This window comes from Pseudomonas sp. Cab53 (assembly GCF_018325965.1).
GTDB lineage: Bacteria > Pseudomonadota > Gammaproteobacteria > Pseudomonadales > Pseudomonadaceae > Aquipseudomonas > Aquipseudomonas chlororaphis_E.
The window spans coordinates 2,148,613-2,172,058 of record NZ_AP021902.1 but is presented as its reverse complement, the minus strand read 5'-3'; the positions used below and the strand labels follow the sequence as shown (position 1 = coordinate 2,172,058).

Here is a 23,446-nt window from a genome sequence, read left to right as displayed (position 1 = left end):
CACGGTCCGATTTTTCCTGATGAGGATTCACCATGCCGCGCTATTTCGACCCGCATATCCATATGGTCAGCCGCACCACCGACGACTACCAGAACATGGCCGCCGCCGGCATCACCGGGGTCATAGAACCCGCCTTCTGGCAGGGCCAGGCCAGGACCAGCGTCGGCAGCTTCATCGACTACTTCGACACCCTGCTGGGTTGGGAACGCTTTCGCGCCAGCATGTTCGGCATCCATCACTTCTGCACCATCGGCCTCAATCCCAAGGAAGCCAATGACCTGTCGATCGCCTACGAAGTGCTGGACATCCTGCCGCGCTACCTGGTGAAGGATGGCGTCGTGGCCGTCGGTGAAATCGGCTACGACGACATCACCCCTGAAGAGGATCGCTTCCTGGCCGCCCAGTTGGAACTGGCCAAGCAATTCAACCTGCCGGTGCTGGTCCACACCCCGCACCGCGACAAGATCGGCGGCACCAAGCGCACCCTGGCGGTGATACGCGAAGTGGGGATTGCCGAGCATCAAGTGATCATCGACCACCTCAACGAACTGACCCTGCCCCTGGTGCTGGACAGCGACTGCTGGCGCGGCCACTCCATCTACCCCAACACCAAGATGTCGGAACAGCGCATGGTTGCCCTGCTGCAGCAGTACGGCACCGAGAAAATGGTCGTCAACAGCGCCGCCGACTGGGGCATCAGCGATCCACTCAAGGTGCCCAAGACCGGCCAGGCGATGCTGGCGGCCGGCTTCAGCGAAGCCCAGGTCGAACAGGTGCTGTTTCACAACCCGGTGGATTTCTTTGCCCAGAGCGGCCAGTTGGACAAATCGCTGGTCAGCACCCCGCTGCCCATCGACCAGCGTCGGCAATGGCAGGAGAACTCCGCCCTGCGGGCCAGGAACCGGTGATCAAATGATGGCCGGCAACGGTTGGGCGGCCTCGCAAGTCGGGTATTGCAGCAATGTACACCCGACTCGCGACCTGGCCGGGCTGCGCGCCTGCATCGAAAGCCATTTCCAGCAGGTGCGAAGCCTGCGCGGGTTGGACGAACAGGACAGCGGACTGTGGATCAGCGCCCTCGCCGCTGCGCAGCTACAGCAAAAATCGGCTCGCATGGACTTCCTCAAGCTGCTGCAACGCAGCGGGCTGCGCCTGACGTCGCTCAACGGGTTTCCCTACGGCCAGTTCCATGAAGGAGCGGTCAAAGCCGAGGTCTACCAGCCCAGTTGGGCCGATCAGAAGCGCCTGGCGTACAGCTTGAACCTGGCCTGGATTCTCGCGCAGGCCCTGCCGCCGGACTGTCACCAAGGGGTGATTTCCAGCGTACCGCTGGGCTATGCCGCCACCTGGAACCCGATATTGCAGGAGCGCGCCGAATACCACCTGCGCCAACTCACCGCCTCGTTGGCCAGGCTGCATCGGGAAACGGGCAAGAAAATCGTGTTCTGCCTGGAGATGGAACCGGACTGCGTGCTGGAAAACACCGACCAGGCCATCGCCTTCTTCCAGGCCGTGCAAGCCACGGACCCGCACCACGATCACCTGGCGCTGTGCTTTGACGTCTGCCACCAGGCCGTGATGTTCGAGGACTGTTATCAGTCCCTGAACACGCTGCGCCAGGCCGGGGTGCCCGTCGGCAAGATCCAGCTGTCCAACGCGCTGATCTGTCGCCTGCCGGCGGATGTCGAACGCCGCAGGCACGTGCTCGCGACCTTGGGCGACTTCGCCGAAACCACCTACCTGCATCAAGTGAAGGCGCGCGACAGCCAGGACCGACTGTCGGCCTGGGCGGACCTGCCCATCGCCCTCGACGCCTGCGCGAACAACCCACGGCCACACCCCGAACTGCGGATTCACTTCCACATTCCGCTGTTCAGCGAACAGCTGCTGTTGCCCGAACTCAGCGGCAGCCAGGTCGCCCTGGCGCAAACCTTCGACTTCCTGGCCGACCACGGCGATTTCCGCCCGGTCCTGGAAGTGGAAACCTACAGTTGGGGTGTCTTGCCGGCGTCGTTGCGGCCCACCACCGAGCAAGCCCAGCTCCAGGGCATCGCGGCGGAACTGCATTGGGTCGAAGCGCAACTGCACCAGCGCCAGTTGCTGCAGTACCCGGCGCAAGAGGCCTACGCCAATGCCCGCTGAGCGCCCCCGGCAGCCGCTGCTGCTGATCAATGTGGTGGGGCTGACCCCAGCGCTGCTAGGGCCGGCGACGCCCCACATCAATGCCCTGTTGAAAACCGCCAGGATGGCCCACCTGCAACCGGTGTTTCCAGCCGTCACCTCGACGGTGCAGGCGTCGATCCTCACCGGCCAGGCGCCTTCGAAACACGGCATCGTGGGCAACGGCTGGTACTTTCGCGATCAGGCCGAAGTGCGTTTCTGGCTGCAACCCAATACCCTGATGCAAGGAGAAAAGGTCTGGCAGACGCTCAAGCGCCAGCTCCCCGGCTTTCGCTGCAGCCAGTTGTTCTGGTGGTACAACATGTACGCGGACGTGGACGCCGCCATCACCCCGCGTCCTCACTACCCTGCCGACGGACGCAAGCTGTTCGGCCTGTATTCGTCGCCGGCCACGCTGCACGAACGCATCGAAGCGCAGATCGGCGAGTTTCCGTTCCCCAGCTTCTGGGGCCCGGCGGCGGGCATCGCCTCAAGCCGCTGGATCGTCGATTGCGCCATCGCCGAGTTCCAGCTCGATCGCCCCGACCTGCAGTTGATCTACCTGCCTCACCTCGACTACAGCCTGCAACGCCTGGGCCCCGATCACCCGTCGATTGCCGACGAGGTGCGGGCCATCGACAGTGAAGTCGGTCGCCTGCTGGCCTTCGCCCAGGCACAAGGCGCGGCGGTGATGCTGCTGTCCGAGTACGGCATCGAAGCCGTCCGGCAATCGATCTCCATCAACCGGCTGTTGCGCGCCGAAGGCTGGTTGCAGGTGCGCCAGTCGCTGAGCTGGGAGCTGCTGGACCCCGGCGCCAGCGCGGCCTTCGCGGTGGCCGATCACCAGGTCGCGCATGTCTACGTGAAACAGGCGCAGGACATCCCCCAGGTCAAGGCGCTGTTGCAGCGCCAGCCCGGCATCGAGCGCGTACTGGACAAGGCCGAACAGCAAGCCTGGCAACTGGACCACCCACGCAGCGGCGAGCTGGTGGCCGTGGCCGAACCGGGCCATTGGTTCGATTACTACTACTGGTTCGACGACCGCAAGGCACCCGACTTTGCCCGCACCGTGGACATCCACCGCAAGCCAGGCTACGACCCGGTGGAACTGTTCGTCGATCCGGCCATTCGTTTCCCCAAATGGAAAGTGGCGCGCCGCCTGCTCCAGAAAAAGCTCGGCTTTCGCTACTACATGGACCTGATTGCGCTGGACACCGGACTGGTTCGCGGCAGCCACGGACGCCTGCCCGACACCCCACAGACTGGCCCGCTGCTCATCACCAATTGTGATCTGCCGTTGCCGCAGCACCTTGCAGCCACGGCAGTGAACCAACTGCTCCTCGAACACTTCCTGGGGCGCTCTCCTACCGACACGGCCAATGCCAAGGAGCTTCCATGCGGCGAGCCATTTCCATAACTGTTCTCAGTGCCCTGGCCGGTTTGGCTCAGGCCCAGAACCCCACCACCTTCGATTGCAGCAATTTCCTGCAATTTGGCCCCAACATCGACCAGACGCGGGCGGCATTTGCCAAGAGTCCCGAGACCATGGCCTGGAACTGGTTCGTATGCCTGAACCAGCCGGCCGCCGGAAGTCCCAACCTCGAATGGGAGACCATGAAACCCTCCGACCAGGTCTACCTGCCCAATGGCGCCAACCCCGGCGCCTACGCCAACCGCGTGCCGCCGCCGGACGCGGTGCTGCAGCAGGCCAAGTCCCAGGGCATGGACACCCAACGCCTGATCCACAACCTCAATGCCACCCAGCAGGTCGATGGGCTGATCCTGCAAATGGGCGGTGCCGTGCCCGCAGACCAACAGGGCAACGCGGTGCGTTTCCAGTTGCTGATGGGCCAGGACACCTACGACTACATCCTCAAGAACAACGTCTACAACATGAACGGCCAGGCGGCACTGGCGAACAACCTGACCTTTCCATCCACGGCCTGGGAGCTGAAATCCGCCTGGCTGTGGGTCGGCACCGACACGGCCTACAAGCAGACGCTGCAAAAAGACGGTTATTACATCGCCCAGGCCTATTACAAGAATGACGACGGCACCTACACGGTCGGCTACGCCGCCCTGAGCGGCCTGCATGTGGTCAACAAGCTGGACGCCAACTGGGTCTGGACCACCTTCGAAAACGTCAACAACAGCAAGTACACCGTGACCAACGCCGCGCCGTCCGCGCCGATGACCAACACCACCGGGCCGACCCCGGCGGCCAAGCCGGTCAATACGCAATTCCAGGCCAGCACCCCGGCCTTGTCGCAGTACGAACTGATCGGTGTGGAGTTCAAGCCCATCACCCAGGTGCTGGCCAACTCCCAGCTGGAGTCGGCGTTCCAGAGCACATCATCGTGCCTGGCCTGCCATGGCACCGCCGCCTATTCGATCGATCAGGGCTACTTCAATTTCGCCATCGCGCACAAAGGCGGCATCGCCTACCCCACCACTCCGCTGCCGGACTCGGCTTTCGCCGGTTACAAAAAACTGGACTTTGTCTGGTCGCTGAAACGCGCCCAGTGGCAACGCTAAGGAGCATGACATGAGCGTATTGAATTTCCCCCGCATCTACCTAAACGGGCACATGTTCTGGAACCCGCCGACGGCCAATAACAATGATGTGCTGCCGCTCTACGACGCGGTCAAGATGGACATCAACTGGCCGTTCGTGGAAACGTACGGGATCACGCCGGACAACGCCCCCACCACCCTGATGCCCTGGGCGATCAAACCCGTGGAGACGGTCCCGACCTATGTGGCGCAGGTGCCGACCAATGGCAGCCCGACGCCGTTCATACCCGCCGAATGGGACCTGTTCGGCGACAATGCCTGCGGCACGGTGAGCTACAACCAGACTCAATCGGTGGTCATCGGCGGCGAGTTGCAGGCCAACACCTACATCGACCAGGATGCGCTGGTCGGCAAAAGCTACCAGTTGTACGGGAACCCTTTTGGCACCACCGGCCCGTCCGCGGCTCGCTTCGTGGACATCAGCCCGTGGCAGAACACCTTCACCGCGCTGTATTTCGACAAGCTGGTGCTGGGAGACGAAACCTGCGGCCTGACCCTCAATCGCCAGTACCGCATGCTGGACCGTTTTCTCAACTTCAAGTGGGCGCACCTGGGTGGCCTGTCGTATGTCACCACCACCTGGCAGAGCTGTTTCACCCAGGACAGCCTGGAATGGGCCGTCGGCAACTCGTCCCTGTTGAACAACCTGCAACAGCAGATGAAACAGCAAAACGCCCAGGGCCTGATGTTCAGGTTTTCCACCTACCTGACCTGTTACGACCGGAACGGCGTGTTCAATGATTTCCCGCCGATCGACACCCGCTCGACGACCAAGGAGGCCATGGAAAAGGTGACCAGGATGTATGAGGCGGGCCTGGCCAACGTCTCCAAGATTTTCTTCAACCCCGCCTACAGCCGCACCGTGGCCACCCTGGGCCTGTGGTTCGCCAACGAATACCCCACCGCACCCGCCGGGCCGCGCCTGGTGCCCGTCGATGCGGTCGACCTTTATCAAGGCACCCAGTCGCAACCCATGACGCTGGGGGTGACGTCGGCGCAGATCACCGGCAACACCTTGTCGCTGGATCTGGCGAACACCTTCCCGTTCTATCCGGTCGACCCCAAGGCGCCGATCCTGACCGCCGAAAAATACCAGGCCGGCGACTACCAATTGGGCGCGCGCCAGAACGGTGTGTTCACCCCGGTGGTCAATTTCGGCTTCGAACAATACCGGCAATCGGCCTTCGACCAACGTTCGGGCCTGCTGGACTTCACCCTCAGCGACGCAGACAAGGCCACCTTGCAGTCAGGCCCGCTGGAACTGCACCAACAGGGCCCGGCACCGGCGTCCCCTGTGATCGCCGCCGCCCAGCAGGAGTGGACTGCCGAGGTGATCGAGAGCGGCAGTTTCATCGACGTGGGTGACCACAAGACACTGCAGATCATGGTGCAGAAAAACGGCGTGCCAGCCGCCAACACCACGCTGTGGGTGGCGGAGTACGGCAATCCCTACAGTGTGACCACCAGCGACTACTACCTGGCCTTCAGCAATGCGGCCGAGTTCATACTGTTCTACGACAATCCGTCGGACCGCACATTGAACACCGCCAACCTGCCACGGTTCGAGAACGCCCCGCCGACGTCCCCTTACCTGGCAACCGGCAGTGGTCGCCGGCTCACCGCCCTGCAATTCGTCGACACGCCGACGGGCACGCCCATCGGCTATCAAGCGTTCCTGCACGGCCCGAGCAGTGCGATCGCGGTCGACCTGCGTCCGTGCCTGGCCTTCGACGCTGCCACCTACACCACCGCGAAGCTGGACAACAGCCAGGCCAGCCCGATCGACTATTCGTACGTCACGACGACCACCGACGACAATGGCATCGCCCAGCTGAGCTTCCGCGCAGTGGCGCCGGGCTTTCCCACGTTGCGTTTTTTCGTCAAGGAAGACCAACACGACCCCGTCATCCCCTTCAGTTTCAAACTGCCCCAAGCCTACATCGACTTCCTCGCCCCACTGCGGGTCCTGCCGCTGGACGTCAAGCTGCAACAGGACTTCGTCAACACATGGAACGACCTGTACAAGGACCCGAACGCGCCCAAGAAACTGTGGGACACCTTCATTTTTCCCCGCGTCCTGCAAACGTTCTATTACCTGTACCCGATCATGAACAAGTACATGCCGCTCGACTCCCAGACCCGGGTCGAAGGTGCCATCGACCAGTTGATCGTATTGATCAGCAAGCCATACCAGGAAGAAAGCACGCTCTCGATGCCCATCACTCGCGACATGTCACAAAGCCGTCGCGCCGTCCTGGAGCTGTGGGCCAAGTTCCTGGTCAAGCGCAACTACCCGCCCATCGCGCTGAAGATGAGCGACTACGACAAGCTCTGACGGTTTGACAGGATCACCGGGTGGCATGCCAGCCACCCGGCACTTCACAGGAGTGTCATATGAAAGCCAGCATTGTGAAACGGCTGTTGCTGCTGACCCTGCTGCTCAGCCCCGCACTTTTTGCCCAGCCAGACAGCGGGGCCGTCTACTTCACCATGGGGGTGCACAACAACGAAGGTTGCAACGCGCAGAACGGCAACTGCATCACCGAACGCGCACCGGGCGACCCCTCCGATCCGTTTTTCCCGGCGTTCTGGATCAGCGACTGGACCCTGTACCGGGTCATGCACAACTACCAGAAGAATCCGCCGCCCTATAGCAATCCGCCCAGCACCCTCACCCCGGCGGATTACACCGTGTCACGGGGGACCAGCTACTACGACACCACGTACATCCCGCCGGATGGCGACGGTTTCGGTGCGATGATGGAGCACTACGAGAAATACTGCCTGCCGATCTTCCCGATCAAGAACAACAACTACACCTGCTCCTTCGTGTCCCTGGGCAACAAGGCGTACTTCCTGACCTACCCGCAGGACCGCCCCAAGGACATGCCGGCCTGCTGCATGTTCTCGCCGATGAATCATCCACCGCGCCAGGACTTCATCCAGCATCTGCCCTACAGCGCCGAACGCAGCAAGCACCTCGATGGCAGCGTGCAGGCCTACGCCCTGGATCTCGATTCACCGCAAGGTCCGATCCTGTTCGGCTACGCCTTCTACAAGCAGATGTCGGGGCAGCCGCCCTATCGGCCGCCGCAGTCGTTCTACTTCTCCGGTGACACCAGCGTCGCCAACGCGCCCATCGTCAGCCAGAACTACACCCACTTTCGCATCGCCAAGCCCGATCCGGCCCAGACCTGGGCACAGGTGGCCGCCATGTGCCCGTCGAACCCGCCGCCCTGCCAACTGTTCGAGCCTGCGGCGTCCCAGAGCAATGGCCAGAAGGCCCAGTGGAACAAGCTGATGCAGCGCAAGCCCTGAACACTTGACTCAAGGCGTTGAAAGGGTCAGCGGCAAAGGGACTGACTGTGGCGAGGGCGCTCGCCTCCGTGAATCGACTCAAGACGAAGGATTGCCATGAAAACGTTCACCGTGATGTTGCTGGGGCTCGCCAGTCTGCCGGCCCTGGCCCTGGATCAAACCCAGACCTCAACCGAACCTACACAGGCCAGCAGCCTTGATTGCCAGCCCCCCACCACGGCGCCGGCAGCCACTGCCAGCCAGGACCTGTTCGATCAATACAGCTGGCAGTTGTTCATTGCCTTGAACTGGCCCGCCCAGAACGGCCAGCGCGGTGACCCCGATTGCAGCAAGCAACCCGGGGCCTCCGGCTACACCGTCTGGCAAACCTACAAGACCGTCGAAGACATCTTCCTGCCGCAGGGCGCCAATCCCGGCCCCTGGAATACCCCGCAAAAAGCCAAGAGCCTGGGCATCATCAACATCGCGGCCTTGAAGAACAGCACCCAGGTCAATGCCGTCGACCAGGCCGTCGGTGGCTGGCTGATCGACCAGGCCGGCAACCCGACCTACTACGACATCTCCGCCAACGAGACTTCCTACGACTACATCGTCAACAACCAGTACTACAACGCCGACGTGGTCTCCAAGGCCAACAACATCAACTTTCCCAACGGTGTCATCGAGGTCAAGTCGAGCTGGCGCATTCTTACGCCCAAGGACAATGCCAGCCACTACCTGACCCAGTTCGCCCGCGTCGCCACCTTCGACGCCCAAGGCCAGCGCACCGGGGTCACCGAGGCCTACCTTGGTTTGGTGGGGCTGCACCTCATCACCAAGGTGAACGGCTACCCGCAGTGGATCTGGTCAACCTTCGAGCAGATCGACAACGTCCCTCCCAAGCAGCAGGTGCACGGCCAGTGGGTCGATCAGCCGGCAACCGGCACCGCCTATGCCTACTTCAACGCCGATGCCCCCGCCGCCAGCCTCAACCAGTCGCCCTGTGACTGGCAGGCCCAGGGCGCGCACCTGGTCTGCGTGCCCAAGCCAGGCACGACCTTCCAGACCCCGAACCCGCTGAACCGGGTCACGCCGATTGCCGAGGTGACCAATGGCGTCAACGCCCACTACCGCAGCCACCCGGACCTGCAGAAAAGCGTGCTCAAGTACTACCAGCTCATCACCACCCAACGCCCGTTGATGCCCGACAACCCCAGCAACCCACTGGGCCAGCCGACCCCGGCCCTGGCAGCCAACGTGACCATGGAGAGCTACATCCAGCCCAACAGCAGTTGCATGAACTGTCACTCCATGGCGACACCGGTCAAGAGCCCCTACAAATCGGACTTCTCCTACCTGTTCAAATTCGCCAATTCGCCGGTCATCAAACCCATCAAGGACGAGGAATAGCGCATGAGTATCCTGAACGGACCACGATTGAATTTCTGGGGCGGCATTCGCACGGACGTTAGCTTGCCGAACAACTCGCCCACCATTCCCTACGACGGCAATGACGACTGGCCGCTGTTCGACCTGACCACCTCGACCCTGGCACCGGGCGCCCAGTCCTACACCGATGACCAGTTGAACGACATGATCAACGCCCCCAATGGCAACTACTACACCGCCGGCGGCTGGAATCACTATGGGCAGCACGTCGTCGACATGCAGAACGCCTTGATCAGCTCCCAGGGCGTTGCGGGCAGCATCAGCACCACCGGCGACCTGGTCGGCCAGCCGGTCTACCTGCTCGGTTCAGTGGACCCGGTGACCCGACAGCCCCCGGTTTCCGGCCCGATGATGGTGGACCTGGACCCCACCGCCTCGACCACCACGCAGATTTTCGCCGGTGGCCTGCAAATCGGTGGCAGCAACGATATCCAGCTGTTGATCCACAACGACACCGTGTGCAGCAGCTTTGACGTGAAGGGCCGTGTGCTGCTGCCAGCGAAAATGGACGCACCGGGCTCCTTTCACGCCAGCGGCACGTTCCAGCTGACCTTTCCCCTGAGCAGCATCGTCATCTGGAACCAGAACAGCGCCGGCCTGCGCTCGATCATCCAGGCCCCGGGAGCGACCGGGATCGTGTTGCGCTTCGTCATGTTCGAAATGTGCCCCACGATGACCACCGCCCAACTGGACGCCGACTACGCCGCCGGCCAATACACCCCAACCCGAGCATCGGGCGGGTCATTGGCACACTGGCACCGGCCTTCGCCGACGAACCGCTGGGTTGCCCGCCGGGCCGGCAGTTGGTCAACCAGAGTACCCAGAACGCCGGTTATGCCGACCTTGGCAGCAACAACGGCTACCTGAGCATCGACATGGTGAACCTCATCCCCAAGCAAACCTTCCGCGCCGTAAGGGATGACATCACCAGCCCCATCGGGCCCAACGCCAATTACGGCACGGTCACTATCAAGGCCGGGACCACCGCCCTGGCGACCCTGGACCCGACCAGCAGCCCGCTGCTCGACTACTACGTGTACGGCGGCATTGTCGACCTGCCCATGACCGCCGCCCAACAGCAAGCGGTGCGCACCAGCGCCCTGGCAATCACCGCGCCCGGCCAGGTCGCCGGCACCACGCTGCAAGCCACCGAGTCGACCTATCGGATCTACGCCGACCAGCGCAACGTCTATCTCGAGGACTACCCCAACGGCCTGTCGATCACCCTTCAGGTCCGGTACCTGGGCGCTGCGGTGCCCAACACCACGGAAATCGACCTGCAGGCCGCCCCACCTGAGGCCTATGACCAGCCGCAATATTGGGATTTCCTTGAGTTCCCCTCCTCACTGACGATCAATGCTGGCCAACTTTCCGTCAGTTTCCCCGTCACCCTCAAGCCCGACAGCGCTGCACAGGCGGGTTTCGTCGCACTGACCTGCACGGTCAAAGGCTTCGCCAGCAGCGCCTACTTCACCAACTTGCGCAAATACGCCCAGACCGACTTCGGCATTCCCGCCGGCACCACCATCACCTGGCCGCTGATGTACCCCAACGTGCTGCGCTTTCACTACCTGGCCTTCCCCGCCATGTCGCGCTACATCCCGCTGAACCAGCCCGATGCGATCATGGGCGCCAAGAACCCCATCCTCGCCCGAACCTCGGACGCCTACAAAGGCACCACCCTGTTCATGCCCGTGGTGCGCTCGATGTCGCCCTGCCAACGCGCGCTGCTACGGGCCTACCTCACCGGTGAACCGTGGCAGCCACCGCAGTAGTCGCCCCTTCACTCACACGGAGAAACGCCCATGCTCATTCATGTCCCAGCGCACCCCAGCGAAACCCTGTGCGCGAGCAGCGTGGTCGCCGAGGGCCTGCTGAACCCTCGCGGCCTCTGCGTGCAGGCCGATGGCAGCCTGCTGCTGGTCGAGGCCGGCTCAGGCCTGCCGGACCAGACGTTCAGCGGTCGTATCAGCCGGCTAAGGCCGGACCCACACAGCGCCGGTGCCTACCTGCCTGCGCAAATCCTCGCCGACGGCTTTCGCGCCATGAACATGCAAGCACGCATGTTGCGCGATGAAATCATGGGGCTGTCGGACATCGCCTGCGGCGACGGACGCTGCCTGGCCAGCCAGACCGATTACGTGGCGGGCTCCAAGTTGCTGGACCTGCAATACACACCGCCCGAGCCGGTGTTCCACAGCCGCGGCAATCTCAACGCCCTGTGCTACCACCCGTCCCGCCGCAGTTGGCTGGCCGTCAAACCCGACACCAACCAACTGGTCGAATTCATCCCTGGCCAGGACGAACGCTTGCTGGTCCAACTGCCCGACCTCGACCAGGGCCAGGAAGCCGTGCCCGTCACCCTGGTGCACGAACCGACGACAGACGCCGTACTGATCAGCCTGTTCTCTGGAGAACTGCACAGCGACCCTCACCGCAAAGGCATCGACTTCGCCGATAAGGCCGGCCGGGTCATCCGCGTCTGGCCAGACAGCGGGCAGATCGACCCCCTTATCGATGGCCTGCAACTGCCCACCGGACTGGCCCTGTGCCCGGACGGCAATCTCCTGGTCCTGGAACTCTGCGACAGCCTGCAACAACCCCTGCCACCGGACTGGAACGGCGCCCCCCTCCACGGCGGCTTCACGCGTTTCAGCGGTCGACTGCTGCGCTGCAACCTGCACACCGCCGACGTCACCGTCCTCGCCCGCGACCTGGACACCCCCTCCAACCTGTGCGTGGTGGACGGTGCGGTATTGATCAGCGAAGGCATGGGCTTGACGGGACGGCCGTTACCGGCGCCGGGGGGGCGGATTGTGCCGTTGGGTGGGAGGGTGCGGCGGGTGGTGATTTGAGAGGACTGAGGGGATGTAGGCACGCGCCCGACCTGTTTTGGGTTGGGCTGGATGCGGGAAACACACCGTGTGAGCACGGGGTCGCTTTGCGCAGGTTTTACGCAGGCACAAAAAAGCCGATCTAGCTGATCGGCTTAAGTGTCTGATTTTACTCAGAAAATATGGTCGGGACGGAGTGATTCGAACACTCGACCCCTAGCACCCCATGCTAGTGCGCTACCGGACTGCGCTACGCCCCGACTAGGCGTGAATCTTGTTTCGCTTCTCAGCGGAACGCTCAGGAATATATCGCAAGCTTTTGAAAACTGGAAGTATTTAAAAGCAGAAATTTTATTTCTTGAGCACCACCAGCACATCTTCAAGCTCGGCGATCATCTGGCGGATCATTTGTTTGTACTGGGTAGTGTCGTCTTTGGCCTCGTCACCCGACAAGCGCAGGCGTGCGCCGCCGATGGTGAAGCCCTGGTCATAGAGCAGCGCGCGGATCTGCCGGATCATCAGCACGTCCTGTCGCTGATAGTACCGGCGGTTTCCGCGGCGCTTGACCGGGTTGAGCTGAGGAAACTCCTGCTCCCAATAGCGCAGCACGTGCGGTTTTACCGCACACAGCTCGCTGACTTCACCGATGGTGAAGTAGCGTTTGCCTGGGATGACGGGTAGCTCGTCGTTATGACTTGGTTCCAGCATAAGCCTCAACTCGGGCCTTCAACTTCTGCCCTGGACGAAAGGTGACCACACGGCGAGCCGTGATCGGGATTTCTTCTCCCGTTTTTGGATTGCGGCCAGGCCGCTGGCGTTTGTCCCGCAGGTCAAAATTGCCGAAACCGGACAACTTGACCTGTTCGTTGTCTTCAAGAGCGTGCCTGATTTCTTCGAAAAACAGTTCAACCAGTTCTTTGGCTTCCCGTTTATTCAGGCCCAGCTCCTCATACAGACGTTCCGCCATCTCAGCTTTCGTCAGAGCCCCCATACGTCACTTCCTTAACGTGGCGTTCAACCTGGTTTCGAGCGAGGTGAGGATGTTTTGCGTTGCGGTATTCACCTCATCGTCGTTAAGAGTGCGCGATGGATGCTGCCAGGTCAAGCCGACTGCAAGGCTTTTTCTATGCGGATCAATGCCTTTACCCTGATACACGTCAAATAGCCTGAGGTCCGTCAGCCACTCGCCTGCATTTTCACGAATTACGTCCAATACAGCACTGGCCGCCACTTCGCGATCAGCCAGCAAGGCCAGGTCACGACGTACTTCAGGAAAGCGCGATAACTCCTGGAATTTCGGCATTTTCCCCAGTGCGACTTCGGCCAGGATCAGCTCGAAAACGAACACCGGCCGATCGAGGCCCAGGGTTTTCGACAGTTCAGGGTGAATGGCGCCGACATAGCCGACTTCACGCCCATCCCGCTCGATGCGCGCAGTCTGCCCCGGGTGCAGGGCCGGATGCTTGCCCGGCACGAAAGTGAACGCGTCGAGCGCACCGGCGAAACCGAGGACCGCTTCCACGTCAGCCTTGACGTCGAAGAAGTCGACGCCGTCGCGACCTTGCGCCCAACCTTCCGGCAGGCGGCTGCCACAGACGACACCGGCCAGCATCGGCTCCTGCTTCAAGCCGTCCAACTGACCGACAAAGCGCAGGCCGCTTTCGAACAGGCGCACGCGATCCTGTTGGCGGTTCAGGTTGTGCTGCAGCGACTTGACCAGACCCGGCCACAAGGACGAGCGCATGGCCGCCATGTCGTTGGAGATCGGATTGGCCAGCAACAGCGGCTCGACGCCGGGACTGAACAGCTCGAATTGGCGCGGATCGATGAAGCTGTAGGTGATCGCTTCCTGGTACCCACGGGCCACCAGCAGGCGCCGCAGTTCCGGCAGGCCGCTACGGGCTTCAGCCTTGGCCTGCGGGGCCAGGCGGGCTTGCGGGTAGCGGACCGGCAGACGGTTGTAGCCGTACAGGCGGGCCAGCTCTTCGATCAGGTCGACTTCCAGGCTGATATCGAAGCGGTGGCTGGGCACCTCCACACGCCACTGCCCTGCTCCGTCGGCGCTGATGCCCAGGCCGAGGCCACTGAGCAGACGCTCGACTTCGCTGGCGTCCATGTCCATGCCCAGCATCTGGGAAATGCGCTGGGCACGCAGGGTGACCGGAGCGATCTTGGGCAGGTGCTGTTCGCTGACGGTTTCAATGATCGGGCCGGCTTCGCCGCCTGTGATCTCCAGCAGCAGGCCAGTGGCGCGCTCCATGGCTTCACGGGCCAGTTGCCAGTCCACGCCACGCTCGTAACGGTGCGAGGCATCGGTGTGCAGGCCATAGGAACGCGCCTTGCCAGCGACCGCGATCTGGTCGAAGAACGCACTTTCAAGGAACACATCACGGGTCGTCGTGGAGACACCGCTGTGCTCGCCACCCATCACGCCGGCAATCGCCAGGGCGCGGGAATGGTCGGCAATCACCAGGGTATCGCTGCGCAGGGACACTTCCTGGCCATCCAGCAATACCAGCTTCTCGCCCTCTTCAGCCATGCGGACACGGATGCCGCCATTGATTTCGGCGAGATCGAACGCATGCAGCGGTTGACCCAGCTCCAGCATCACGTAGTTGGTGATGTCGACGGCGGCGTCGATGCTGCGCACGTCGGCGCGGCGCAGGCGCTCGACCATCCACAGCGGCGTCGGCTTGGACAGATCGACGTTACGGATCACACGACCCAGGTAACGCGGGCATGCCGAGGGAGCCAGCACTTCGACCGAACGCACTTCATCGTGCACAGCCGGCACGGGCGCGACCACCGGACGTGTCACCGCCGTGGCGTACAGCGCGCCGACTTCACGGGCCAGGCCGGCCAGGGACAGGCAGTCCCCACGGTTCGGCGTCAGGTCGACCTCGATGCTCGCATCGTCCAGGCTCAGGTATTCACGGATGTCCTGGCCGACCGGCGCATCGGCTGCCAGTTCCATCAGGCCATCGTTGCCTTCGCCGATCTGCAGCTCGGCCTGGGAGCACAACATACCGTTGGACTCGACGCCGCGCAGCTTGGCTTTCTTGATCTTGAAGTCGCCCGGCAGCTCGGCACCGATCATGGCGAACGGGATCTTCAGGCCCGGGCGCACGTTTGGCGCGCCGCAGACGACCTGGAAGGTCTCCGCGCCATTGCTGACCTGGCAGACCCGCAGCTTGTCAGCGTCCGGATGCTGCTCGGTGCTCAGCACCTCGCCCACCACCACACCGCTGAACGCGCCGGCAACCGGCGTTACGCTATCGACCTCAAGGCCGGCCATCGACAGGCGAGCAACCAGCTCGTCCCGGCTAACCTGCGGGCTTACCCAGCCGCGCAGCCATTGTTCACTGAATTTCATCCTGCTCTCCTAATAGATTCGTTACGGGCCCGCGACCTAGCGAAATTGCGCAAGGAACCGCAAGTCGTTGTCGAAGAACAGGCGCAAGTCATTCACACCGTAACGCAGCATGGCCAGACGTTCGACGCCCATGCCGAAAGCAAAACCCGAGAATTCTTCCGGATCGATCCCGGACATGCGCAGCACGTTCGGATGAACCATGCCGCAGCCCATGACTTCCAGCCAGCCCGTCTGCTTGCAGACACGGCAGCCTTTGCCACTGCACATCACGCATTCCATATCGACTTCGGCGGATGGCTCGGTGAACGGGAAGTACGAAGGGCGGAAACGTACCGCCAGCTCTTTCTCGAAGAACACCCGCAGGAACTCTTCGATGGTGCCTTTGAGGTCGGCGAAATTGATGTCGCGATCCACCAGCAGGCCTTCGACCTGGTGGAACATCGGCGAGTGGGTGATATCGGAGTCGCTGCGATACACACGGCCCGGGCAGACGATGCGGATCGGCGGACGTTGCGACTCCATGGTGCGGACCTGTACCGGCGAGGTATGGGTGCGCAACAGCATGTTCGCATTGAAATAGAAGGTGTCATGCATCGACCGGGCCGGGTGGTGGCCTGGGATGTTGAGCGCTTCGAAGTTGTGGTAGTCGTCTTCGACCTCGGGGCCTTCGGCAATGCCGTAGCCGATGTGGGTGAAGAACTGCTCGATGCGTTCCAGGGTCCGGGTTACCGGATGCAGGCCGCCGGAGGTCTGGCCACGGCCAGGCAGGGTCACGTCGATGGACTCGGCGGCGAGCTTGGCAGCCAGGTCGGCCTCCTCGAACAACGCCTTGCGCGCATTGAGGACTTCTGTGACACGTTCCTTGGCGACGTTGATCAGCGCACCGACTTGCGGACGCTCTTCGGCCGGCAGGTTCCCCAGGGTCTTCATCACCTGAGTCAACTCGCCCTTCTTACCAAGGTAGTGAACCCGGATTTGCTCCAGGGCATTGATATCTTCAGCGCTTTGCACAGCCTCTAGTGCTTGAGAGACCAGCGCATCCAGGTTTTCCATGTACAGACTCCAGATACAAAATAGGGGAAGAGCTTTAAGGCTCTTCCCCTATTTATGACGTTTAACACCCAGGCCCACAGAGGTGGACCCCGGTGACTGCCGGGGGTACTTAAACCAAGGTGGCTTTAGCTTTCTCGACAATCGCAGCAAACGCCGCTTTTTCGTTCACTGCCAGATCAGCCAGAACCTTACGGTCGATCTCGATGGACGCCTTTTTCAGGCCAGCGATCAAACGGCTGTAGGACAGACCGTTGGTACGAGCACCAGCATTGATACGAGCAATCCACAGAGCGCGGAACTGACGTTTTTTCTGACGACGGTCACGGTAGGCGTATTGGCCTGCCTTGATTACGGCTTGCTTGGCAACACGGAATACGCGGGAACGCGCACCGTAGTAGCCTTTAGCAAGTTTCATAATTTTCTTGTGACGCTTACGGGCAATGACGCCACGCTTTACACGAGCCATGAGTTACTTCCTCTATTCTTGATCCAAAAATTAACGAAGGCGCAGCATGCGCTCGACTTTTGCCACGTCAGACGGATGCAGCAAGCTGCTACCGCGCAGTTGACGCTTACGCTTGGTCGACATTTTGGTCAGGATGTGGCTCTTGAAAGCGTGCTTGTGCTTGATACCGTTAGCAGTTTTCAGAAACCGCTTAGCAGCACCACTCTTGGTTTTCATCTTTGGCATGTTCGGATACTCCGCATTCAGTTGATAAACATAATCGCAAGGCCTGCCGTGCCCTGGTGATTACTTCTTCTTTTTCGGGGCGATGACCATGATCAGCTGGCGTCCTTCCATCTTAGGATGCTGTTCGACCGAACCGTACTCGAGCAGGTCTTGTTCAACCCGCTTGAGGAGTTCCATCCCCAGCTCCTGGTGGGCCATCTCACGGCCGCGGAATCGCAAGGATACCTTGGCCCTGTCCCCGTCACTCAGGAAACGTACCAGGTTGCGCAGTTTTACCTGGTAATCCCCTTCCTCCGTCCCTGGACGAAACTTGATTTCTTTTACCTGAATCTGCTTCTGGTTCTTCTTCGCCGCGGCAATCTGTTTCTTCTTCTCGAAGATCGACTTGCCGTAGTCCATCACCCGGCATACCGGTGGGACTGCGTCTGCGGAAATTTCTACCAGATCAAGCTTGGCTTCTTCAGCAATTCGAAGCGCTTCATCAATCGAGACGATGCCAATCTGCTCGCCGTCAGCGCCAATTAACCGAACCTCGCGTGCCGAGATATTCTCGTTGATCGGGGCTTTCGGTGCAGCTCGTTTATCTTGTCTCATATCACGCTTAATAATAATTACTCCGAATCTGGGCGACCACGCCGGGAAACCGCTTGCGCGAGAAACTCGGCGAATTGGGCGACGGGCATCGAGCCCAGGTCAGCACCTTCACGAGTACGCACAGCGACAGTCTGCATCTCGACCTCCCGATCTCCGATAACCAAGAGAAAGGGAACCTTGAGCAAAGTATGCTCGCGGATTTTAAAGCCGATCTTTTCATTTCTCAAGTCAGACTTGGCACGAAATCCGCTTTGGTTGAGAGTTTTTTCGACCTCGGCGGCAAAATCTGCCTGTTTATCAGTGATATTCATGATCACTGCCTGGGTCGGCGCCAGCCACGCGGGGAACGCGCCCTCGTAGTGCTCGATCAGAATCCCGACGAAACGCTCGAAGGAACCGAGGATCGCGCGGTGAAGCATGACCGGGTGCTTGCGACTGTTGTCTTCGGACACGTATTCGGCGCCCAGACGGATCGGCAGGTTGAAATCGAGCTGCAAGGTACCACATTGCCACACGCGACCGAGGCAATCTTTCAGCGAGAATTCGATCTTCGGACCATAGAAGGCCCCCTCGCCCGGCTGAAGCTCGTACGCAAGGCCCGCGCTGTCGAGGGCTGCGGCCAGTGCCGCCTCGGCGCGATCCCACAATTCGTCGGAGCCGACGCGTTTTTCCGGACGAGTGGACAGCTTCATCTCGACTTCGGTGAAGCCGAAGTCACGGTAGACGTCCATCGTCAGCTTGATGAACGCGGCGGATTCGGCCTGCATCTGCTCTTCGGTGCAGAAGATGTGCGCGTCGTCCTGGGTGAAGGCGCGCACGCGCATGATGCCGTGCAAGGCACCCGATGGCTCGTTGCGGTGGCAGGCACCGAACTCAGCCAGGCGCATCGGCAGCTCGCGGTAGCTTTTGAGCCCCTGGTTGAACACCTGCACGTGGCAAGGGCAGTTCATCGGCTTGATCGCGTAGTCGCGGTTTTCCGACTGGGTGGTGAACATGTTGTCGGCGTAGTTGGCCCAGTGCCCGGATTTTTCCCACAGGCTGCGGTCCACCACTTGCGGTGTCTTGATCTCCAGGTAGCCGTTTTCACGCTGGACCTGGCGCATGTACTGCTCGAGCACCTGGTACAGGGTCCAGCCGTTCGGGTGCCAGAACACCATGCCCGGCGACTCTTCCTGGGTGTGGAACAGGCCCAGGCGCTTGCCGATCTTGCGATGGTCGCGTTTCTCGGCCTCCTCGATGCGCTGGATGTAGGCTGCCAGTTGCTTCTTGTCGGCCCAGGCCGTGCCATAGACGCGCTGCAATTGCTCGTTCTTGGCATCGCCACGCCAGTAGGCGCCGGACAGCTTGGTCAGCTTGAAGGATTTCAGGAAGCGGGTATTGGGCACGTGCGGGCCACGGCACATGTCGACGTATTCTTCGTGGTAGTACAGGCCCATGGCCTGCTCGTCCGGCATGTCTTCCACCAGACGCAGCTTATAGTCCTCGCCACGGGCCTTGAACACTTCGATGACTTCGGCGCGCGGCGTGACCTTCTTGATGACGTCGTAATCTTTCTCGATCAGCTGCTGCATGCGCTGTTCGATGGCGGCCATGTCTTCCGGCGTGAAGGGACGCTCGAAGGCGATGTCGTAATAGAAGCCTTCGTCGATGACCGGCCCGATGACCATCTTCGCGCTCGGGTACAGCTGCTTGACCGCATGACCGACCAGGTGCGCGCAAGAGTGGCGAATGATCTCCAGCCCCTCTTCATCCTTGGGCGTGATGATTTGCAGCGTAGCGTCGCTGTCGATGACGTCACTGGCGTCGACCAGCTTGCCGTTGACCTTGCCGGCCAGGGTGGCCTTGGCCAGGCCCGCACCGATGGATGCGGCGACCTCGGCTACGGAAACCGGGTGGTCGAATGAACGTTGACTGCCGTCGGGAAGAGTAATAGTTGGCATGGCGCCTCCTCTCCTAGTGGTGACCCCTACCAAAGGTCACGTGGGTTGGGATGAGCCAGTACAAGATCCAGTCCAGGCCATTCAATGACGAACGCCTGCCTTACAGCGGCAGGAGCCTTGCGGCCAACCGTGGAAACCGAACCAGAGTGACTGGGATTCAAATCAGGGTTAAATCGAACATTTGCCGCCACCGGGACCCGTGGTCATCCGGGGCCTTGAAAATACCCGAGCCCGGCATGCTAGCACAGATGAACGGTCATCGCCGCGCTCGAATCGCCGCCAGCGTAAATCCACGGTTTTTATGCCACAGTGCTGAACTGAAACGAGCCCAACGCCTCAGATAACAAGACATTGACCCAAAAGGAGCATCTTCGCATGCGTCTGAATACCTTGCTCGCAGCCGTCGCCCCCCTTGTCCTGCTGCTTCCGCTGTCCGCCCATGCCGACTGGCCCAAGGGCGAGCGCGACAAATACATGGCCCAGTGCACCCAAGCGGCTACACCACAGATCGGAGAAGCGGCGGCCAAATCCCATTGTGCGTGCGGCGCCGATGCGATCAAGTCCTACCCGGCCGCCGATATCCAGGCCCTGATGGACAACAAGGCACCCGAGGCCCTGCAACGCAAAGCCCTCGGTGAAATCGCCAAATGCAAGGCCCAGGCTCCGGCGAAAAAGTGAGCCAGGCAGGCTTTTGAGGTGACCCTGAATCGATAAAACCTGCCGAATCAGCCTTTTTTCCGACGATTAACGCAGGTTTTACAGCTTTTTTTATCGCCTTTACTTTCCGCTGACAGCCTTTAAAACCGGGGCTTCCAGCGTGTTCAGACGGTAAAGAAAACACGACTGATTGGCAAACAGCGCCTGCGGGGGGCTCCCAAATCGAACATTTCGACTATGATACCCAGGTGTGCCCAGTTGGCCTGAGCAGCACAGTACACTGAAAATATATGTTTCTTGGAGATACACCATGTCTAATCGCCAAACCGGCACCGTTAAATGGTTCAACGATGAAAAAGGCTTCGGCTTCATCACTCCTACAGGTGGCGGTGACGACCTGTTCGTACACTTCAAAGCTATCGAAAGCGACGGTTTCAAGAGCCTGAAAGAAGGCCAAACCGTTTCCTTCGTGGCTGAGAAAGGCCAAAAGGGTATGCAAGCTGCACAGGTTCGCGGAGAGTAATTTCTCGGCGCGCTAAAAAACCCCGTCCATGTGACGGGGTTTTTTATGGGCGGCGGTAAACCTTACGCTTAGCCGCAGTTGACTCGATTGACCACCAGCTTGGCATCGGTCGTGAGGTTCAGCCGATCGGAACGGTACTCGAGCGTCACCATGTCATTGGGCTTGAGGATGCGAGCGTTCTGCGCCCCGGCGCGCGTACGGGCCTGCTCCAGCAATTGCGGCGAGGCCTGCTTGCCAATGGCGAATTCAGCGCCCTTGGCGTCGCAGCGGCCGTTACCGGCTTCGGTGGCCACTGGATCGGGGGTCGACTCGGATGTGCTGCTGCAACCGCTCAAGAGCGCAACGACCAGCGCAGTACTCAATGACGCAAGCTTCCAAGGCATGAAGCCTCCTTTCTTGATAAATAAACAGAGAACGTGCGACAGCCTAAACGGCGCTTTGGTTTCAACACCGGCCCTATCAGCCTGCCACCTGCGAAAACCGGCAGTTTGCCTGAGGCCAACGCCCCGTTCAGCGCTCAATCGTGACTGAATATGAACGCCGCTCAGTAAACGTCGATGTAATCGAAGGGTGGATTCGGCCAGTTGTCTTTCAGCGCGTTATAGATCTGCATCACCCAGACCTCATCGCTGGCGGCGACCCACCCCACGTAGCCGGAACCTTTCGCCCAGGTCTCGAGGCGGAACAGCAAGCCACCGATATCGGTGCCACCGACCACACCCGACGACAGGTAGGCGATGCCCTCCCGGGTCACACGCAGCTGGGTATGCTCATCATCGCTGGCTGAGGCAAGCAATTGGCGAACCGCCTCCAAGGTCAGGCCGCCTGGCGCGTTCAAATCGATCTGCACTGCAGCTCTCCCTGAAAGAATCAAAGGCCAAGTGTCGCACAGCCCTCCCCTGATGCCTAAGTCGCAGTGCCAAACCCCGGGCAAAAATGTTTAACTCAGCCCACAGCCCTCCAACGCGCGAGCATCACCATGAGCACCCTCAGCATCGAAGCCACCATCAAGGCCAAATGGTCGGAGGGCCACAGTTCCTATAGCCCGAGCAGCCCGGAAGAGCTGGCGATCATCGGCATAGAACTGTTGGTGAAGGAGTTGGGAACGGAAGTCGCCCGCGGCTTTATCCAGCAGGCATTCGAGCGCTATCCGAGCCTGATCGATGCGGTGGATTGAGGCGACATGAAAAACCCGTGGGAGCCGAACGGGCCCCACAGGTCTGTTGCTTGAGACCGCTTACTTGAGCCGCGCCAGGCGCTCGGTCAGCAGGTCGAAAAAGCCCTGGGCATCACCGTTCTCGACCCAGAAGGCGTTCTTCGGCGCTTTCAGGCCATCGTACCAATCGACGATGGTCTGGCCGAACGTCGGGCCCTCGCGACTGTCGACCACGACATTGACCGAACGACCAGTGAACAGTTGTGGCTTGAGCAGGTAGGCAATCACCGTCGCATCATGCACCGGGCCGCCTGTCAGGCCATAGTGTTCCATGTCGCCCTTGATGTATTCGTTGAGGATGTCGCCGACCAGTTTGCTGGCATTGTTGTTGACCGCCGCGATCTGCTTCAGGCGCGCTTCGCTGGTGAGCATCTTGTGGGTCACGTCCAGCGGCAGGTACGTCAGTTTCACCCCGCTCTTGGCCACCACTTCGGCCGCTTGGGGATCGGCGAACAGGTTGAACTCAGCCACCGGCGTGATGTTGCCGCCGTTGAAGTGCGCGCCGCCCATGATCACCACTTCCTTGATGCCCTGGACAATGTCGGGCTCCTGGACCAGCGCCAACGCCAGGTTGGTCTGCGGACCGAGCATGGCAATGGTGATGCTATGGGGTTTGGCGGCCTTGAGGGTGTCGATCAGGTAGTTGACGGCGTTGCCCTTGGCCAGGCCTTTCTTCGGCTCGTGCACGGTGACGCCCGACAGGCCTTCCTTGCCATGGATGTTCTCGGCGTAGATCGGCGTACGCATCAGCGGCTTCGGCGCCCCGGCATAGACCGGCACCTCTTCGCGCCCTGCCCATTCCCGCGCCAGGCGAGCGTTGCGCGAGGTCTTGTCCAGGCGCACATTGCCGGCGACGGTGGTCAGGGCGCGGATGTTCAGTTCCTCCGGCGAAGCCAGGGCGAACAACAGCGCCACCACGTCATCGGCGCCAGGATCGGTGTCGATGATCAAGTCGATTTTTTCCGCCGCGTGGGCGCTCGTAGCGGTGATCAGGGACAAAAGCAGCAGGCTCCGGAACAGGTGATGCATTTTCTGAGCATAGCGGTGCATGGCGCACTCCTTGTGCAAGGTTGAAAGAACACGAC

The 23,446-nt window shown here is 61.0% G+C and carries 21 protein-coding genes, 1 tRNA gene and 2 pseudogenes; 12 read left to right on the top strand and 12 right to left on the bottom strand.

Translation table 11 applies throughout. The annotated features are described in order from the left end of the window. The first annotated feature begins 32 nt into the window (after positions 1-32). From KI241_RS09515 to KI241_RS09475, 9 genes and pseudogenes are all read left to right on the top strand, one after another. A pseudogene (locus KI241_RS09515) lies at positions 33-916 on the top strand (TatD family hydrolase). After that, positions 913-2,142: a metabolite traffic protein EboE gene (gene eboE / locus KI241_RS09510; RefSeq protein ID WP_212803614.1), complete on the top strand. Its 1,230-nt coding sequence runs from the start codon at positions 913-915 to the stop codon at positions 2,140-2,142. Before KI241_RS09515 ends, eboE begins: the two are co-directional and overlap by 4 nt. Continuing rightward, positions 2,132-3,577: a nucleotide pyrophosphatase/phosphodiesterase family protein gene (locus KI241_RS09505; protein ID WP_212803613.1), complete on the top strand. Its 1,446-nt coding sequence runs from the start codon at positions 2,132-2,134 to the stop codon at positions 3,575-3,577. Before eboE ends, KI241_RS09505 begins: the two co-directional genes overlap by 11 nt. After that, entirely contained in the window at positions 3,556-4,695 is a 1,140-nt protein-coding gene (locus KI241_RS09500; protein WP_212803612.1) for a hypothetical protein, read from the top strand. Before KI241_RS09505 ends, KI241_RS09500 begins: the two co-directional genes overlap by 22 nt. A gap of 10 nt (positions 4,696-4,705) precedes the next feature. Then, entirely contained in the window at positions 4,706-7,069 is a 2,364-nt protein-coding gene (locus tag KI241_RS09495; RefSeq protein ID WP_212803611.1) for a hypothetical protein, read from the top strand. 59 nt (positions 7,070-7,128) lie between these two features. Then, positions 7,129-8,052 carry a hypothetical protein gene (locus KI241_RS09490; RefSeq protein ID WP_212803610.1) on the top strand — a complete coding sequence of 308 codons (924 nt, stop codon included), beginning with the start codon at positions 7,129-7,131 and terminating at the stop codon, positions 8,050-8,052. A gap of 96 nt (positions 8,053-8,148) precedes the next feature. Next, the gene (locus tag KI241_RS09485; RefSeq protein WP_212803609.1) at positions 8,149-9,441 is read left to right on the top strand and encodes a hypothetical protein; all 1,293 of its coding nucleotides are present in this window, start codon (positions 8,149-8,151) and stop codon (positions 9,439-9,441) included. A gap of 3 nt (positions 9,442-9,444) precedes the next feature. Then, positions 9,445-11,255: pseudogene (locus KI241_RS09480) on the top strand (hypothetical protein). Positions 11,256-11,285: 30 nt separating this feature from the next. Further along, on the top strand, positions 11,286-12,335 hold the full coding sequence (locus tag KI241_RS09475) for a hypothetical protein (RefSeq protein ID WP_212803608.1): 1,050 nt from the start codon (positions 11,286-11,288) through the stop codon (positions 12,333-12,335). A gap of 162 nt (positions 12,336-12,497) precedes the next feature. Here KI241_RS09475 and KI241_RS09470 read toward each other — a convergent pair. The 9 genes from KI241_RS09470 to thrS all read right to left on the bottom strand — a co-directional run bounded on the left by KI241_RS09470 (position 12,498) and on the right by thrS (position 19,965). After that, positions 12,498-12,574, bottom strand: a tRNA-Pro gene (locus tag KI241_RS09470). Between the two features lie 91 nt (positions 12,575-12,665). Further along, on the bottom strand, positions 12,666-13,022 hold the full coding sequence (locus KI241_RS09465) for a MerR family transcriptional regulator (protein WP_003179985.1): 357 nt from the start codon (positions 13,020-13,022) through the stop codon (positions 12,666-12,668). Then, entirely contained in the window at positions 13,003-13,305 is a 303-nt protein-coding gene (gene ihfA, locus KI241_RS09460) for an integration host factor subunit alpha (protein ID WP_002553164.1), read from the bottom strand. The genes KI241_RS09465 and ihfA overlap by 20 nt, the downstream gene beginning before the upstream one ends. Before the next feature lie 3 nt (positions 13,306-13,308). Beyond that, positions 13,309-15,687, bottom strand: coding sequence for a phenylalanine--tRNA ligase subunit beta (pheT, locus tag KI241_RS09455; RefSeq protein ID WP_212803607.1), 2,379 nt, complete (start codon positions 15,685-15,687; stop codon positions 13,309-13,311). A 36-nt stretch (positions 15,688-15,723) separates the two neighbouring features. After that, positions 15,724-16,740: a phenylalanine--tRNA ligase subunit alpha gene (gene pheS / locus KI241_RS09450; protein ID WP_042730072.1), complete on the bottom strand. Its 1,017-nt coding sequence runs from the start codon at positions 16,738-16,740 to the stop codon at positions 15,724-15,726. A 109-nt stretch (positions 16,741-16,849) separates the two neighbouring features. Then, positions 16,850-17,206, bottom strand: a complete 357-nt coding sequence (gene rplT, locus KI241_RS09445; RefSeq protein ID WP_212803606.1) for a 50S ribosomal protein L20 — start codon at positions 17,204-17,206, stop codon at positions 16,850-16,852. Between the two features lie 30 nt (positions 17,207-17,236). Beyond that, positions 17,237-17,431 carry a 50S ribosomal protein L35 gene (rpmI, locus tag KI241_RS09440; protein ID WP_002553160.1) on the bottom strand — a complete coding sequence of 65 codons (195 nt, stop codon included), beginning with the start codon at positions 17,429-17,431 and terminating at the stop codon, positions 17,237-17,239. Between the two features lie 60 nt (positions 17,432-17,491). After that, positions 17,492-18,043 (bottom strand): translation initiation factor IF-3, encoded by a 552-nt coding sequence (gene infC / locus KI241_RS09435; RefSeq protein WP_172679675.1) that lies wholly within the window; start codon positions 18,041-18,043, stop codon positions 17,492-17,494. After that, on the bottom strand, positions 18,043-19,965 hold the full coding sequence (gene thrS / locus KI241_RS09430; protein ID WP_042730071.1) for a threonine--tRNA ligase: 1,923 nt from the start codon (positions 19,963-19,965) through the stop codon (positions 18,043-18,045). The genes infC and thrS overlap by 1 nt, the downstream gene beginning before the upstream one ends. Positions 19,966-20,340: 375 nt before the next feature. Here thrS and KI241_RS09425 point away from each other — a divergent pair, with 375 nt between their 5' ends. Then, the gene (locus tag KI241_RS09425; protein ID WP_042730070.1) at positions 20,341-20,643 is read left to right on the top strand and encodes a hypothetical protein; all 303 of its coding nucleotides are present in this window, start codon (positions 20,341-20,343) and stop codon (positions 20,641-20,643) included. A gap of 289 nt (positions 20,644-20,932) precedes the next feature. Beyond that, positions 20,933-21,145: a cold-shock protein gene (locus tag KI241_RS09420; protein ID WP_003192493.1), complete on the top strand. Its 213-nt coding sequence runs from the start codon at positions 20,933-20,935 to the stop codon at positions 21,143-21,145. Positions 21,146-21,213: 68 nt separating this feature from the next. On the opposite strand, the gene KI241_RS09415 is transcribed toward KI241_RS09420, so the two are convergent. Both KI241_RS09415 and KI241_RS09410 read right to left on the bottom strand, forming a co-directional pair. Next, on the bottom strand, positions 21,214-21,528 hold the full coding sequence (locus tag KI241_RS09415) for an I78 family peptidase inhibitor (protein WP_042730069.1): 315 nt from the start codon (positions 21,526-21,528) through the stop codon (positions 21,214-21,216). 161 nt (positions 21,529-21,689) lie between these two features. Beyond that, positions 21,690-21,995, bottom strand: a complete 306-nt coding sequence (locus KI241_RS09410) for a hypothetical protein (protein ID WP_042730068.1) — start codon at positions 21,993-21,995, stop codon at positions 21,690-21,692. A gap of 129 nt (positions 21,996-22,124) precedes the next feature. Here KI241_RS09410 and KI241_RS09405 point away from each other — a divergent pair, with 129 nt between their 5' ends. Further along, the gene (locus KI241_RS09405) at positions 22,125-22,322 is read left to right on the top strand and encodes a hypothetical protein (protein WP_042730067.1); all 198 of its coding nucleotides are present in this window, start codon (positions 22,125-22,127) and stop codon (positions 22,320-22,322) included. Between the two features lie 60 nt (positions 22,323-22,382). On the opposite strand, the gene KI241_RS09400 is transcribed toward KI241_RS09405, so the two are convergent. After that, positions 22,383-23,411, bottom strand: a complete 1,029-nt coding sequence (locus KI241_RS09400) for a nucleoside hydrolase (protein ID WP_047737254.1) — start codon at positions 23,409-23,411, stop codon at positions 22,383-22,385. Positions 23,412-23,446: the final 35 nt, after the last annotated feature.

What these genes read in the sequence shown, in the direction of transcription:
- KI241_RS09485 (WP_212803609.1), top strand. Translation starts at nt 8,149, where the DNA reads ATGAAAACGTTCACCGTGATGTTGCTGGGGCTCGCCAGTCTGCCGGCC.
- rplT (WP_212803606.1), bottom strand. Translation starts at nt 17,206, where the DNA reads ATGGCTCGTGTAAAGCGTGGCGTCATTGCCCGTAAGCGTCACAAGAAA.
- KI241_RS09400 (WP_047737254.1), bottom strand. Translation starts at nt 23,411, where the DNA reads ATGCACCGCTATGCTCAGAAAATGCATCACCTGTTCCGGAGCCTGCTG.
- KI241_RS09495 (WP_212803611.1), top strand. Translation starts at nt 4,706, where the DNA reads ATGAGCGTATTGAATTTCCCCCGCATCTACCTAAACGGGCACATGTTC.
- KI241_RS09490 (WP_212803610.1), top strand. Translation starts at nt 7,129, where the DNA reads ATGAAAGCCAGCATTGTGAAACGGCTGTTGCTGCTGACCCTGCTGCTC.
- KI241_RS09500 (WP_212803612.1), top strand. Translation starts at nt 3,556, where the DNA reads ATGCGGCGAGCCATTTCCATAACTGTTCTCAGTGCCCTGGCCGGTTTG.
- eboE (WP_212803614.1), top strand. Translation starts at nt 913, where the DNA reads ATGATGGCCGGCAACGGTTGGGCGGCCTCGCAAGTCGGGTATTGCAGC.
- KI241_RS09405 (WP_042730067.1), top strand. Translation starts at nt 22,125, where the DNA reads ATGAGCACCCTCAGCATCGAAGCCACCATCAAGGCCAAATGGTCGGAG.
- pheS (WP_042730072.1), bottom strand. Translation starts at nt 16,740, where the DNA reads ATGGAAAACCTGGATGCGCTGGTCTCTCAAGCACTAGAGGCTGTGCAA.
- KI241_RS09465 (WP_003179985.1), bottom strand. Translation starts at nt 13,022, where the DNA reads ATGCTGGAACCAAGTCATAACGACGAGCTACCCGTCATCCCAGGCAAA.
- rpmI (WP_002553160.1), bottom strand. Translation starts at nt 17,431, where the DNA reads ATGCCAAAGATGAAAACCAAGAGTGGTGCTGCTAAGCGGTTTCTGAAA.
- KI241_RS09415 (WP_042730069.1), bottom strand. Translation starts at nt 21,528, where the DNA reads ATGCCTTGGAAGCTTGCGTCATTGAGTACTGCGCTGGTCGTTGCGCTC.
- KI241_RS09505 (WP_212803613.1), top strand. Translation starts at nt 2,132, where the DNA reads ATGCCCGCTGAGCGCCCCCGGCAGCCGCTGCTGCTGATCAATGTGGTG.
- thrS (WP_042730071.1), bottom strand. Translation starts at nt 19,965, where the DNA reads ATGCCAACTATTACTCTTCCCGACGGCAGTCAACGTTCATTCGACCAC.
- pheT (WP_212803607.1), bottom strand. Translation starts at nt 15,687, where the DNA reads ATGAAATTCAGTGAACAATGGCTGCGCGGCTGGGTAAGCCCGCAGGTT.
- ihfA (WP_002553164.1), bottom strand. Translation starts at nt 13,305, where the DNA reads ATGGGGGCTCTGACGAAAGCTGAGATGGCGGAACGTCTGTATGAGGAG.
- KI241_RS09425 (WP_042730070.1), top strand. Translation starts at nt 20,341, where the DNA reads ATGCGTCTGAATACCTTGCTCGCAGCCGTCGCCCCCCTTGTCCTGCTG.
- KI241_RS09420 (WP_003192493.1), top strand. Translation starts at nt 20,933, where the DNA reads ATGTCTAATCGCCAAACCGGCACCGTTAAATGGTTCAACGATGAAAAA.
- KI241_RS09475 (WP_212803608.1), top strand. Translation starts at nt 11,286, where the DNA reads ATGCTCATTCATGTCCCAGCGCACCCCAGCGAAACCCTGTGCGCGAGC.